The sequence below is a fragment of the Pseudomonas sp. efr-133-TYG-23 genome (assembly GCF_030209215.1).
Classification (GTDB): domain Bacteria; phylum Pseudomonadota; class Gammaproteobacteria; order Pseudomonadales; family Pseudomonadaceae; genus Aquipseudomonas; species Aquipseudomonas rhodesiae.
The window spans coordinates 1-14,444 of the sequence record NZ_JARVSL010000033.1; the positions used below are offsets into that span (position 1 = coordinate 1).

Annotated in this window: 9 protein-coding genes; 6 read left to right on the plus strand and 3 right to left on the minus strand. The window is 60.8% G+C overall.

Annotated elements, in window-relative coordinates; all coding sequences use genetic code 11:
• Nucleotides 1–240: 240 nt before the first annotated feature.
• Nucleotides 241–2,682: a Lon protease family protein gene (locus QRN41_RS21690; protein WP_034115167.1), complete on the minus strand. Its 2,442-nt coding sequence runs from the start codon at nt 2,680–2,682 to the stop codon at nt 241–243.
• A 267-nt stretch (nt 2,683–2,949) separates the two neighbouring features.
• Here QRN41_RS21690 and QRN41_RS21695 point away from each other — a divergent pair, with 267 nt between their 5' ends.
• The 5 genes from QRN41_RS21695 (at nt 2,950) to QRN41_RS21715 (ending at nt 6,840) form a co-directional block, all read left to right on the plus strand.
• Nucleotides 2,950–3,438 carry a DUF3015 domain-containing protein gene (locus QRN41_RS21695; RefSeq protein ID WP_016973832.1) on the plus strand — a complete coding sequence of 163 codons (489 nt, stop codon included), beginning with the start codon at nt 2,950–2,952 and terminating at the stop codon, nt 3,436–3,438.
• 91 nt (nt 3,439–3,529) lie between these two features.
• A complete protein-coding gene (locus QRN41_RS21700) occupies nt 3,530–5,383 on the plus strand; it encodes an Lnb N-terminal periplasmic domain-containing protein (RefSeq protein ID WP_285422128.1) in 1,854 nt (617 codons plus the stop codon).
• A gap of 91 nt (nt 5,384–5,474) precedes the next feature.
• The gene (locus QRN41_RS21705; protein ID WP_034139365.1) at nt 5,475–5,780 is read left to right on the plus strand and encodes a chorismate mutase; all 306 of its coding nucleotides are present in this window, start codon (nt 5,475–5,477) and stop codon (nt 5,778–5,780) included.
• Between the two features lie 135 nt (nt 5,781–5,915).
• Nucleotides 5,916–6,272 carry a hypothetical protein gene (locus tag QRN41_RS21710; RefSeq protein ID WP_034100821.1) on the plus strand — a complete coding sequence of 119 codons (357 nt, stop codon included), beginning with the start codon at nt 5,916–5,918 and terminating at the stop codon, nt 6,270–6,272.
• Between the two features lie 70 nt (nt 6,273–6,342).
• A complete protein-coding gene (locus QRN41_RS21715) occupies nt 6,343–6,840 on the plus strand; it encodes a GreA/GreB family elongation factor (RefSeq protein WP_278406844.1) in 498 nt (165 codons plus the stop codon).
• Here QRN41_RS21715 and gdhA read toward each other — a convergent pair.
• A complete protein-coding gene (gene gdhA, locus QRN41_RS21720; RefSeq protein ID WP_034100825.1) occupies nt 6,837–8,174 on the minus strand; it encodes an NADP-specific glutamate dehydrogenase in 1,338 nt (445 codons plus the stop codon). The genes QRN41_RS21715 and gdhA overlap by 4 nt on opposite strands.
• A 297-nt stretch (nt 8,175–8,471) precedes the next feature.
• Nucleotides 8,472–10,136, minus strand: coding sequence for an energy-dependent translational throttle protein EttA (gene ettA, locus QRN41_RS21725; protein WP_034100827.1), 1,665 nt, complete (start codon nt 10,134–10,136; stop codon nt 8,472–8,474).
• Between the two features lie 284 nt (nt 10,137–10,420).
• Here ettA and QRN41_RS21730 point away from each other — a divergent pair, with 284 nt between their 5' ends.
• On the plus strand, nt 10,421–14,272 hold the full coding sequence (locus QRN41_RS21730) for a bifunctional diguanylate cyclase/phosphodiesterase (RefSeq protein ID WP_285422129.1): 3,852 nt from the start codon (nt 10,421–10,423) through the stop codon (nt 14,270–14,272).
• Nucleotides 14,273–14,444: the final 172 nt, after the last annotated feature.

Consider the following 14,444-nt stretch of genomic DNA (forward strand, 5'->3'; position numbering starts at 1 on the left):
ACTCAGGTTCCGTGGCAACACACCAACCCATGTGGTGAGCGGGCTTGCCCCGCGCTAGGCCAGCTCGCTCACCACAGGGATCGGGGCAGAGGCTTGGATTTCCAGCGCCATTTCGTTTGAAAGAAGCGGCAATCAACTCACGTTCTGTGGCAACACACCAACCCATGTGGTGAGCGGGCTTGCCCCGCGCGAGGCCGGCTCGCTCACCACACAAATCGGTGCATTCAGTGACATCGGCTGTTATGAAGCGGGTTTGGCCTCGGCCAGCGCCTGTTGCGCCAGTTCCTTCTCCGCTTCTTTGAGGTCGTCTTCACTGATCATTTCTGCAATCGCGCGCAAGCGCTCGACCACCCGGGCGTTGACGGTACCCTCCGGGAATTGCCCCTCGGCATCCGGCTCACCGGCATCCTCGCCCACCAGCAGGCTCAAGGCTTCATCGGCCTGGCGTACCGCGTAGATGTGGAACTGCCCAGCCCGCACGGCCTGCAACACCTTTTCATCGAGCATCAGTGTGGCGACGTTGGCCTGGGGAATGATAGCCCCCTGCTCACCGGTCAGCCCACGGGCTTCGCAGAGACGGAAGAAACCTTCGATCTTCTCGTTAACCCCACCCACCGCCTGCACTTCACCAAACTGGTTGATGGAGCCGGTGATGGCAAAGCACTGCTTGAGCGGGGTTTTCGACAGCGCCGAGATCAACGTGCACGCTTCGCCGAGGGACGCACTGTCACCGTCCACGTAGCCGTAAGACTGTTCCAAAGCGATGCTGGCCGAAATCGCCAGCGGGAATTCCTGGGCATAGCGGCTGCCCAGGTAACCGGTGAGGATCATCACGCCCTTGGAGTGGATCGGCTGGCCGAGGTTGACCTCACGCTCAATGTCGACAATCCCGCTGCCGCCGGGGTACACCGTGGCAGAAATCCGCGCCGGCACGCCGAACGCCGAGTCGCCCACTTCCAGCACCGTCAGGCCGTTGCACTTGCCGACCGCCGCACCGGCGGTGTCGATCAGGATCACCCCGGCGAGCATATCGTCGAGAATCCGCGCCGACACCCGCCCGGTGCGCGTGGCCTTAGCCTTGAGTGCGCGTTCGATATGGCCGGCGTCGGTCATCTCGTCGCCCGCCAGGTGACGAATGAAATCCGCCTCGCTGACCAATTGAAACAGATCGCCAATACGCGCCGACAAGCGCCCCTGATGCTCCGCCAGCCGCGCGCTGTAAGTGGCCAGGCGCGCTACGGCGTCGGATGTCAGCGGCGCCATGCCTTCTTCCGAGGTGCGGGTTTTGAGCAACTGCGCGAACTGCTCCAGGCTTTCGTCGACCATCGGGATGTCTTCGTCGAAGTCCACCAGCACCCGGAACATTTCCTGGAAGTCCGGATCGGCGTCCTGCAACGCGTAGTACAACTGACGCGAACCGATAATGATGACTTTGACCTGCAGCGGGATCATCTGCGGGTTGAGGGTCACCGTGGCCAGACGCCCCAGTTCGCCCAGCGGCGACTCCATTTTCAGCTTGCGCGACTGCAGGGACCGCTTGAGGGCGTCCCACACGAACGGCTCGCTGAGCATTTTTTCCGCTTCAAGGATCAGAAACCCACCATTGGCGCGGTGCAACGCGCCTGCGCGCAGTTGGCGATAGGTGGTGTAGAGCGCGCCCTGATCGGTGCTGTATTCGATACGCCCGAACAGGTTGTCGTAGGTCGGGTGCGGTTCGAACACCACTGGTGCGCCACCGTTGACCGGATGGCCCACCACCAGGCTCGGGCAGTACTGCTCTTCCAGCAGCTTGCGCGCCTGGGCGTCGGTCTTGGCATCATCCACCAATTGCTCGACCACGGTCTTGAGCAGGTACACCTGCATGGCTTGCAGGTAACCGCAGACGGCCGCGTTTTCCGCGTACTTTTCCGACAGCGGCGCCAGCAATGGCTGAAGGGCCAGGGTGATGGTTTCTTCGTTGAACTGGCGCAGTTGGTTATTCGACTCGCGCTTCCACTGCGGCAGGCTGGCCAGCTCCTCGTTGAGGCGTTCTTCCAGCTCGGAAATATCAGTGTGAAAGCGCTCGCGGTCGGCTTCCGGCAACTGCGAGAACTCGGCCTCGTCCAGGGCCTTGCCGTCGAGCATCGGCGTGAACGCGATATTGGAGCTGTCGCGGTACAGCGCCACGTCTTTTTCCAGGGCCAGGCGCTCGATCACGTCCAGCGCTTTGTCGTAACGCTGGTTGAAGGCGCGGTCGATAGCGCTCTTGCGCTGCTGGTAGGTAGGGTGTTCGAACACGGCCGGGAACGTGGCCACCAGGTTGTCGATCAGCGCGTTGATATCGGTAATGAACGCTGCGCCTCCCCCGGCGGGCAACTCAAGGGCGCGCGGCTCGCGAGGTTCATCGAAGTTATTGACGTAAACCCAGTCCGACGGGGTTTGCAGGCGCTTGCCTTCGGCCTTCAGGTAGCGTTTGACGAACGAAAAGCGACCGGTGCCCGGCTCGCCCATGACAAAAACGTTGTAACCGGGGCGTGGCATGGCCACACCGAACTGCAAGGCTTCAACCGCGCGTTCCTGGCCAAGCACACCGCGAAAGGGCTCCAAATCATTGGTGGTCGAGAAGCTGAACTGTTCAGCAGAGAAAGGGCGAGTCAGCGCATCGGGCGCTAGACGCAGGCTGGCAGCAACAGGATCAGGCATCGGGCTTCCTTACATCAGGCGGGGCAGATAGCGGCATTCTGGCTCCCCCTTGCGCGCTCTGGCAAGGCGGGTCTCTGGGAAAGCATAGACGCGGGAGGCGGCCGGCAAATATTTCATCAAATCGCCATCGGTTTTATAAAAACCCACGGAACCCTTCGAACGTGCCTAAACTCCAAACTGCGCGGGTTGGACTAATAACCGATCCCTAGGGCGCTATGAAGTGCCTGAACCCTTGTCCATTGGTTTGCACACAAAGAGAACAAAGCTATGAAACGGATCCTTCTCGGTACTCTCTTCACCGTCGTCTCCCTCAATGCAATGGCAGAAGCACCAGGTGGCCCGAACTGCGGTTGGGGCAACATGTTGTTCGAAGGCCAGCGCGGCACTCCAGCTCACTTCCTGGCTTCCACCACTAACGGCACCTCGGGTAACGCCACCTTCGGCATGACCTCGGGCACCAATGGTTGCAGCACCAACAGCGCGCTGACCTACGGCGGCAAGTCTTGGATTGCCATGAATGGCATGATGAACGAGCTGTCCGAAGACATGGCCAAGGGTAATGGCGAAGCACTGACCACCTACGCCGTGGTACTGGGTGTTGCGCCCGAAGATCGCGAGCACTTCGCTGCCGTGACTCACGAGCACTTCCAGCAAATCTTCAGCAAAGCTGACGTGACCGCTGACGACGTGCACAACAACACCCTCGCTGTACTGAAAAGCGATGCCCGTCTGGCGAAATACGCGACCCAGGCTTAAGCTCGACCGGCCCGCGCCTCTCCAGGCGCGGGTTTTATTTTTGGGCCCGCCTCCCCTTTGGGTCTTTCTATTTCCGACTTAAGTTGCCTCTATGCTCAAACGAATTGCCTGCCTGGCACTCTTCGCCTGCGCCCCGCTGTATGCGGCCCCGCACCTTGATGATCAACGTTTGCAGCAATTGGCCAACGATCCGTTCTGGCTTTCCCTGGGCCATTACGAAGCCGGCAAGCTCAAAGGCTGGCGCAGTTATGTCAGCGACAAGAAATTCTTCCTGGCGGCCGATGGTGCTCACCATCCGGACGCGGAACTCAAGGCCACCGTCGACGCACTCTATGCGCCCGCCAGCTTGGGTGAAAAACACGCCCAATGCGTCTACCCCGCACGTACCCGCTGGCTCAAGGATCAGTTGCACCTGACCGACCTGCCCGCCGTGGACTGCGCCGAATTCAAGCAATGGTTCAAGGACGTCGCCCCCCACAGTGCGGTGATGATCTTCCCGGCGGCCTACCTCAACAGTCCGTCGTCGATGTTCGGCCACACGTTGTTGCGTATCGACCAGGCCGACGTGCAAAGCAACAACACCGCACTGCTTAGCTACGCGATTAATTTCGGCGCGTATATCGAAGGCTCGGACAACAGCATTCTCTACGCCTGGAAGGGCCTGATGGGCGGCTACCCCGGCCTGTTCGCGCTGGTGCCCTACCAGGAAAAACTCTCCGAGTACCGTAGCCTGGAGAACCGCGACCTGTGGGAATACCGCCTCAACCTCACCCAGGTCGAGACCGAGCGCATGGTCGAGCATGTGTGGGAACTCAAGCAGATCCAGTTCGATTACTTTTTCTTCGACGAAAACTGCTCTTATCGCCTGCTGGAGCTGCTGCAAGTCGCCCGCCCCGGCCTGCGTTTGACCGAACAGTTCCCGCTGACCGCCATCCCCACCGATACAGTCAAAGCCGTGAAAGACGCGGGCCTTGTAGAGAAAATCGACTATCGCCCGTCCCGCGAGCGCGAATTGCTTGAACGCGCCAAACCCTTGGATGGCGACGAGCAGCAATGGGTGCTCAAGATCAGCGACGACCAGAAGCAATTGCAGGAACCGGCCTTCAAGGCTCTGCCCCGCGAGCGTCAGGCCCTGATTATCGACGCGGCTTATCGCCTGGGCCGCTACCGCGCCAATGGCCTGGAACGCGACACCGCCCGCTCCCAACGCAGCTTCGAGCTGCTGCGCGCGATCAACCAGAACCCTGCGCCCGACCTCAAGATCCAGCCGCCCGGCCTTCCGGAAGACGGCCATGAATCCCGCACCTGGCAAGCCGGTATCGGCACCCGTGGCGACAAGGCTTTCGGCGAATACGGCCTGCGCATGGCTTACCACGACCTCAACGACAACGCTGAAGGCTTCCCCCTCGGCGCGCAGATCGAAATCCTACAGATGAAACTGCGCCAGTACGAAGGCAACCACTGGCAGCTGCAACAACTGGACCTGGCCACCATCCGCTCCCTGACCCCGCGCAACGCGTTGCTGCAGCCCTGGTCCTGGCAAGTCACCGGTGGCCTGGAACGCGTACCGGGCAAACACGACGACGAAACCCTGGTCGCCCATGTCAACGGCGGCGCCGGCAGCACCTGGCAACTGCGCGACGACATGCTCGGCTTCGCCCTCGGCACCGTGCGTGTGGAACACAACAACGACTTCAACGAAGCCGTCTCCCCCGCCGCTGGCTTCAACACCGGCGTACTGTGGAAAAACCCGCTGGGCAACCTGAGCCTGGAAGCCAAAGGCGATTTCTTCACCAATGGCGAAGTGCGGCGCAGCCTCAGCCTCAACCAACAGTGGGAACTGTCCCGCAACCTGGGCCTGCGCCTGAGCGCCCAGCGCCAATACAGCCATCTATCCTCACCGGTCAATGAAGTGATGCTTGAAGTGAAGTGGTACCACTACTGACCAACGCCTGGCGAAAATCAAAAATGCGGGAAGGGGCAAGCACCCTCCCCCATTTGTTAGCATTGCCCGCACCATCAGGAGTTCACTCGACATGGCCGTTACCTGCACCACCCTTGAAGAGGTTCGAAACAACATCGACCGCCTCGACCAACAAATCGTCACTCTTCTGGCCGAACGCGGCCGCTACGTCTCCCAGGCCGCCCACTTCAAAAAAGATGCCGATGGCGTCAAGGCCCCGCAGCGGGTCGAACAAGTGATCGCCAAAGTGCGCAATCTGGCGCAGGTGGCGGGCGCCAATCCGCAAGTCACCGAACAGGTTTATCGCGCGATGATTGCGGCGTTTATCCAGCAGGAATTGGCTGAGCATGCGGCGCTGACCACGCAGCAGGCGACCTAACCCCTAAAGCGGGCTGAGCAAAGATTTGGCCTCTACCTTTAAGGCCAACACATTTCTCACACCCCCTTCACATCCGTCCGACGAATCCCCTTCTAGACTTTCCCTATCAGCCGTAAAACGGCCAGGGAGTACGCCATGTGGCGGTATGCGGTCATGTTGTGGGCGGTAATGGGGTTGGCGGGTTGCCAGACGACCCATCAAGAATTGTTGGCCAAGGGTTATCCACCGGCCTTCGCCGATGGCTTTGACGATGGCTGCAGCAGCGGTCGCCAGGCGGCTGGGGTGATCAGTGGGGAGTTTCGCAAAAATGTGCCGCGCTATCTGCAAGAGCGGGAGTACGCCGAGGGCTGGGAGGACGGTTTTCGCCAGTGCAAGGCAATGCGGGAGAACGAAGAACTGCGCGATTACAAAGAGCGCCATTGGGATGAGCGCGAGCGCGAGTGGCAGCAGGAGAAGGATCGCGATGCGGCCCGGGCCTATCGCTCGCAATAGGTCGCTTTCAGACATCCATCGAAACTAAAGCACAGCGAACATGGCCCAAGCTCCATAGAGGGAGATCATCATGAGCCGTGCTTTTGTAAACGAAGACAACGCCGCCGCCCAGGCCGATCAGCCGGTAGAGCGTCAAGTCAGTGAGCAACCCAACCGCCTGACCGCGCAAGGTCTGGCGCAGTTGCACGCCAAAGTCGCGCAGTTGCAGCAGGAACATGGCGCCGAATCCGCCAAGGGCGAGCAGGCCGATAAACAGCGCCAAGCCGACCTTGAGCGGGATTTGCGCTATTTCAACCAGCGGGTGCAAAGCGCCCAGGTGGTGGCGCCTGCCACGTCCACCGATCAGGTGCAGATCGGCAGCTGGGTCACCTTCGCCAATGAGCAGGATGAACAACAACGCATCCAATTGGTGGGTGAAGACCAGGCCGACGCCAGTGCAGGGTTGATCAACTGGGGCTCGCCCCTTGGCCGCGCGTTGCTCGGTGCGCGGGTCGGTGACGAGGTGCTCTGGAAGCGCCCCGTCGGCGATCAGTTGATCGAAGTGCTGCGCATCGACGCTGGGGCTTAGACGATGCCTTGGGCCAGCATTGCGTCGGCCACTTTGACGAAACCGGCGATATTCGCGCCTTTGACGTAGTTAACCCGGCCGTTTTCTTCGCCGTAGTGCACGCAGGCATGGTGGATCGACTGCATGATGGCGTGCAGCTTGCTGTCCACTTCCCCGGCGGTCCACAGCAAGCGCATGGCGTTCTGCGACATCTCCAGGCCGCTCACCGCCACGCCACCGGCGTTGGATGCCTTGCCCGGTGCGAACAGAATGCCTGCCTCGATAAAGATATCCACAGCCTCCAGCGTGGTCGGCATATTGGCGCCTTCGGCCACGCAGAGGCAGCCGTTACGCAGCAAGGTGCGGGCGGCGTCGGCGTCCAGTTCGTTCTGGGTCGCACAGGGCAAAGCGATGTCACAGGCTAGCGCCCACGGCGTTTGGCCTTTGCGGAACTCCAGGCCAAAGCGCTCGGCCAGTTCGCTGATACGGCCGCGCTGTACGTTTTTCAGTTCCAGCAGAGCTGACCATTGTTCCTCGGTCAAACCGCTTTCGGCGTACAGGGTGCCTTCGGAGTCGGACAGGGAAATCACCTTGCCGCCCAAGTCCATGACCTTGCGCGCCGCGTATTGCGCCACGTTGCCGGAACCGGATACCGCGACACGCTTGCCCTCCACGCGCTGGCCGTCGCGCTTGAGCATTTCTTCGGCAAAGTACACACAGCCAAAACCGGTGGCTTCGGGACGGATCAGGCTACCGCCGTAGGTCATGCCCTTGCCGGTCAGCACCGAAGTGAATTGGTTGCTCAGGCGCTTGTATTGACCAAACAGGAAGCCGATCTCCCGTGCACCCACGCCGATATCACCGGCCGGCACATCGACGTCCGCACCGATATGCCGATACAGCTCGCTCATAAACGCCTGGCAGAAACGCATTACCTCGGCGTCGCTCTTGCCCTTGGGATCGAAGTCCGAACCCCCTTTGCCGCCGCCCATGGGCAACGAGGTCAGGGAATTCTTGAAGGTCTGCTCGAAGGCGAGAAACTTCAAAACCCCCAGGTTCACCGACGGGTGGAAACGCAGCCCGCCCTTGTACGGGCCGATGGCGCTGTTCATCTGAATGCGAAACCCGCGATTGACCTGGACCTTGCCGTGATCATCCACCCACGACACCCGGAACGTAATCGCACGCTCGGGCTCGCACATCCGCTCCAGAATGCCCGAAGTCAGATAGTGCGGATTGGCTTCAAGAAACGGCCACAGGCTGCGCAGGACTTCTTCTACGGCCTGGTGAAATTCCGGCTGATCAGGGTCACGTTTCTTTAGGCGAGCGAGGAAGGATTCGACGGATTCGATCATGAAAAGTCTCGGCACATTGATTGTTTTTAAATGAGATTGGGCCGGACTTTAACAATTCATGTCGCACCGCGACAGGGCAAAATGTCGCTTTTGTGAATTTAAATGGTGCATTGGATGTAAATAAACCCGGAAAACGGGAGTTTTCTGCACTTTAAAGGGGATTACCAGGCTGGGGTGTGCACCGTCGAGGGAATGGCTATCGAGGGCAAGCCCCCTCCCACATTTGATCGGTGTGGGTCAGGGGAATGTGCAAAAAAAACGGTGCCCGAAGGCACCGTTTTTTTAACCGGCCCGGGATCAGGCCAGTTTTTTGTGACGTACACGGTGCGGCTGGGCAGCGGCATCGCCCAGGCGCTTCTTGCGATCGGCTTCGTACTCGGTGTAGTTGCCTTCGAAGAACACCGCTTGGGAGTCATCTTCGTACGCCAGGATGTGGGTCGCGACGCGGTCAAGGAACCACCGATCGTGAGAGATCACAATGGCGGCGCCTGGGAAGTCCAGCAGGGCTTCTTCCAGGGAACGCAGGGTTTCGACGTCGAGGTCGTTGGACGGTTCGTCGAGCAGCAGGACGTTGCCGCCCTCTTTCAGGGTCAGGGCCAGGTGCAAGCGGCCGCGCTCACCACCGGACAGGTCCTTGACGAACTTCTGCTGGTCGCCGCCCTTGAAGTTGAAACGGCCGACGTAGGTGCGCGACGGGATTTCATAGTTGCCGATGCGGATCTGGTCGGAGCCGTCGGAAATCTGCTGGAACACGGTCTTGCTGCCGTCCAGGTCGTCACGGCTCTGGTCGACACAGGCCAGCTGCACGGTTTCGCCGATCTCGATGCTGCCCGAATCCGGGGTTTCCTTGCCCATCAGCATGCGGAACAGTGTGGATTTACCCGCACCGTTACCGCCGATAACGCCGACGATCGCGCCTTTTGGCATGGAGAACGACAGGTTGTCGATCAGCACGCGGTCGCCATAGCCTTTAGTGACGTTCTTGAATTCGATGACCTTGTCACCCAGGCGCGGGCCGGCCGGGATGTAGATCTCGTTGGTTTCGCTGCGCTTCTGGAATTCCTGCGACTGCATCTCTTCAAAGCGTTGCAGACGCGCCTTGGATTTGGACTGGCGGGCCTTGGCGCCTTTGCGCACCCATTCCAGTTCTTCCTTCATGGCCTTTTCGTGAGCCGATTGCTGCTTGGATTCGGCGGCCAGACGCTCGGACTTGGCTTCCAGCCAACCGGAGTAGTTGCCCTCGTAAGGGATGCCGGCGCCACGGTCGAGTTCGAGGATCCAACCCGCTACGTTGTCCAGGAAGTACCGGTCGTGCGTAATCGCAACCACGGTGCCCGGGAAATCGTGGAGGAAATGCTCCAACCAGGCGACGGAATCGGCGTCCAAGTGGTTGGTCGGTTCGTCGAGCAGCAGCATGTCGGGGGCCGACAGCAGCAGACGGCACAAGGCCACGCGACGCTTTTCACCACCGGACAGGTGTTCGACCTTGGCATCCCACGCCGGCAGGCGCAGCGCGTCTGCGGCGACTTCCAGCTGGCGCTCCAGGTTGTGACCGTCGCCGGCCTGCAGGATGGCTTCGAGCTTGGCCTGTTCGGCGGCCAGTTTGTCGAAGTCGGCGTCCGGCTCGGCATAGGCGGCATAGACTTCATCCAGGCGCGCCTGGGCGTCCTTGATCACGCTGACGGCCTCTTCGACCACTTCACGCACGGTCTTGGCCGGGTCCAGCTGCGGCTCCTGCGGCAGATAGCCGATGTTCAGTTCCGGCATCGGGCGTGCTTCGCCTTCGAACTCGGTGTCGACGCCAGCCATGATTTTCAACAGGGTGGATTTACCCGAGCCGTTGAGGCCGAGCACGCCGATCTTGGCGCCGGGGAAGAAGGACAACGAAATGTTTTTCAGGATTTCCCGCTTCGGTGGGACAACCTTGCCCAGCCGATGCATGGTGAAGACGTATTGAGCCATGGTGAACCTAGCGTCAGTGACTGATGAATTGAGCGGGCGAAGCCCGTGCCAGGCCATGCGCCGCGCGGGCCTTTGACTATCATCAATGCCAGCGAGCGGAAAAAGCCTGAATATCTGGGGCTGGAACGCCCCGCGTAACCGGCAAAGCTACCTGAATGCGCTTGGTCAGTCCAGCCAGGCGGGACTGGCACTTTGCCACAACACAAGGCATGCTAGCCGCCCTTCGGGCGTCCGGCTTATAGTGCACGTCGCGCGCCAGTCCAGCCAAACCGCAGGATTACAGCTTGTCCAAAGTCACGCCGCCAACTCCTTTGCGCGCCGCTCATCTAGCGCCGGGAGCGCCCCTGCACGGTCCTCTCAAAGGCGCACTGGCGACGCTCGTCCTGCTGCTGCTCGCTTTATTGTTCTGGCAACTGCTGGATCAACTGCAGCAGAACCAGAAAAACCAGCAGCAATACACCATCGACTACAGCGCCGACCTGGCCGAACAGATCAGCCTGAACATGGCCCTGAGCGCCAAGATCGCCCTGAACCTGCTGCCGATGGTCGAAGCGCCCCGCGACAGCGAACAGCAACAGGCATTGATGCTGACTTTGCAACGCTCCTTGCCGGAATTGCGCAGCGTGGCCCTGCTCGCCCCCAGCGGCGCGATGATCAGCGACAGCGCGCCCGATAGCCAGGACGCCGCCTGGCTCGAAGAACTGGTACAGCGCAGCCACGGCCAGGCCTATTACCTGAGCAACAACGACGAAGGGTCCCTTATCTATCTGCTGCTGCACCAGCCGAGCGGTGGTTCCAGGGTGTACTGGGCGTTGCGCCTGGCGCCGGAGTATCTGACCAACCTCACCCGCCAGGACAGCCCGGGCCAGCGCCCGGCGTGGGCCATCGAGAATCGTCTCAACCAACGCATTATCAGTCGCGACAGCGGCATGCCGGCAAAATGGGCCAGCGTCCTGACCCCGGACGAATTGAATAAAAGTGTGCTGGTCACCCCTCTGAGCAAAAGCGACTGGCAACTGCGCGGTCTGTTCGATCGCAGCGCCGTGCTCGAAGAACTGTTGCCGGCGTTTATCGGCAAATGCCTGCTGGGCCTGGCGTTCTCGCTGGTCCCGGTGATCGTCCTGTTGAACATGCGTCGCCGTCAGCGCCAGGTGCATGAGGGCCGCCGCCGTTACCAGGACATTTTCGAAGGCACCGGTGTGGCCTTGTGCGTGCTGGATCTGTCGGGCCTCAACACGTTCTTTGAGCGCGCGCACCTGCGCAGCCGCGAGCAATTGAGCGCCTGGCGGCATGCCAACCCGGACGACTACCGCCAACTGCTCAACGAGCTGCGCATTACCGAAGTCAACCAGGTCGCGGTGCGTCTGCTGAACGTGGGCTCGTGCGAGGATGCCTGGGAGCGTTTGATCAGCGATTGCCCGAACAACGTCACCTCCATCGGTTATCAGATCCTCGAAGCGGTCCTGACCCAACAGGACCAGTTAGAGCTGGAAATCCACCTCAGCGATGTGGCCGGCAACGATCAATACCTGTGGCTGGTGATGCGCTTGCCGGAGCAGCAGGACGACTTTAAGGCGGTGATCCTCAGTATCAGCGATATCACCAGTCGCAAGCTGATCGAACTGTCCCTGGTGGAGCGCGAAAGTTTCTGGTCGGACGTGGTCCGCACAGTGCCGGACCACCTGTATGTACAGGACGTGATCAGCCAGCGCATGATTTTCAGCAACCATCACCTGGGCCACACCCTCGGCTATAACCGCGGCGAACTGCAGCAAATGGGTGAGTACTTCTGGGAAATCCTGCTGCACCCCGAAGACGCCGAGCATTATCACGACTTGCGCCAGCAGCAACGCCAGACCGGTTATGCCACCCAACTGCACTGCCAACTGCGCTTTCGCCATCGCAACAACCAGTGGCGACGTTTCGATATCCGTGAACAGGCCCTGGCCCGGGACAAAACCTCTCAAGTCACCCGCATCATCGGCGTGGCCAAGGACATTACCGACCAGATCGAAGCCAGCGAATCCCTGCGCGACAGCGAGCAGCGCTACCGCATGTTGGCCGAGAGCATCAGCGACGTGATCTGCTCCACCGACAGCAATTTGGCCCTCAATTACATCAGCCCCTCGGTCAATGCCGTGTTGGGCTATGACGTGGACTGGGTGTTCAAGAACGGCTGGCAATCGATCATCGCCAACCCGCAGCAACTGGCCGGCATTTACAGCCTGGTGGAACAGGTCAGCCGCGCCCTGGGCGACCAGGAGGCCCTGAGCAAGCTGCGCGATCAGGTGCAGACCCAACTGTTTCTGTTCGACTGCCTGCGCGCCGACGGTCGCAAAGTGCCGATCGAACTGCGGGTGGTGCTGGTGTGGGACGAGCACGGCACGTTCGAGGGCATCCTCGGTGTCGGTCGGGACATCAGCCAGCAACGCCGCGCCGAAAAAGACCTGCGCATGGCGGCCACGGTATTCGAGCACTCCACGTCGGCGATCCTGATCACCGACCCGGCGGGTTATATCGTGCAGGCCAACGAAGCGTTCAGCCGGGTCAGCGGTTATGAAGTGGCGGATGTGCTCGACCAGTTACCCAACATGCTCACCGTCGACGAGCAGCAGGAAGCCCACCTGCGCTATGTGCTCAAGCAATTGCATCAGCACAGCACCTGGGAGGGCGAAGTGTGGCTCAAGCGCCGCAATGGCGAGCATTACCCGGCCTGGGTGGGTATCACCGCCGTGTTCGACGATGAAGGCGATTTAGCCAGCTACGTGTGTTTTTTCAGCGATATCAGCGAGCGCAAGGCCAGCGAGCAGCGCATCCACCGCCTGGCCTATTACGACGCCCTGACCCACCTGCCCAACCGCACATTGTTCCAGGACCGCCTGCACACCGCGTTGCAGTCGGCCGAACGGCAGAAGTCGTGGGTGGTGCTGATGTTCCTTGACCTGGACCGTTTCAAACCGATCAACGACTCCCTGGGCCATGCCGCAGGCGACCGCATGCTCAAGGAAATGGCCACGCGCCTGCTAGGTTGTGTGGCCGAAGACGACACCGTGGCGCGCATGGGCGGCGACGAGTTCACCCTGTTGCTGCAACCGCGGGTCAACCGTGAAATGGCGCTCAACCGCGCCATTCATGTGGCCGAGCAAATCCTGGCGAGCCTGGTGAGGCCGTTCGTGCTGGAGGGCCGCGAGTTCTTTGTGACCGCCAGTATCGGTATCGCCTTGAGCCCGCAGGATGGCAACGAGCTGAGCCAGCTCATGAAAAACGCCGACACCGCGATGTACCACGCTAAGGAGCGCGGCAAGAACAACTTCCAGTTCTACCAGGCCGACATGAACGCCAGCGCCCTGGAGCGTCTGGAACTGGAAAGCGACCTGCGCCACGCCCTCGACCAGAACGAATTCGTGCTCTATTACCAGCCGCAATTCAGCGGCGACGGCAAACGCCTGACCGGCGCCGAGGCGCTGCTACGCTGGCGCCATCCGCGTCGCGGGCTGGTGCCGCCGGGGGACTTTATCCCCGTGCTGGAGGAGTTGGGCCTGGTGGTGGACGTGGGCGACTGGGTGATCGGCGAGGCATGTCGCCAGCTCAAGACCTGGCACCAGAACAAAGTCCGCGTGCCGAAAGTCTCGGTGAACATCTCCGCGCGGCAATTTTCCGATGGCCAACTGGGCACGCGCATCGCCACCATTCTGAAGGACACCGGCCTGCCGCCGGCATGCCTGGAGCTTGAGCTGACGGAAAGTATCCTGATGCGCGAAGTCAACGAAGCCATGCACATCCTCGACAGCCTGAAAAACCTGGGCCTGAGCATTGCGGTGGACGACTTCGGCACCGGTTACTCATCGCTCAACTACCTCAAGCAGTTCCCCATCGATGTCCTGAAGATCGACCGCACCTTCGTCGACGGCCTGCCGTCCGGCGAGCAGGATGCCCAGATCGCCCGCGCCATTATCGCCATGGCTCACAGCCTGAACCTGGCGGTGATCGCCGAGGGCGTGGAAACCCACGAGCAGTTGGACTTCCTGCGCGAGCATGGTTGCGACGAGGTACAGGGCTACCTGTTCGGGCGGCCAATGCCGGCGCATCGGTTCGAAGCGCAGTTCAGCAATGATGCGCTGTTCATGTTCGATTGAAGGGTGTGGCGCGGCCACTGGCCTCATCGGGGGCAAGCCCCCTCCCACCTTCGACTTGTGAATACATTCAAATGTGGGAGGGGGCTTGCCCCCGATGAGGCCGGTAGAGCCACCACCCATCCCGAAGTGAATCCCGCTTGTCCGCGACATGACGTCCTTTCATATGCCATCT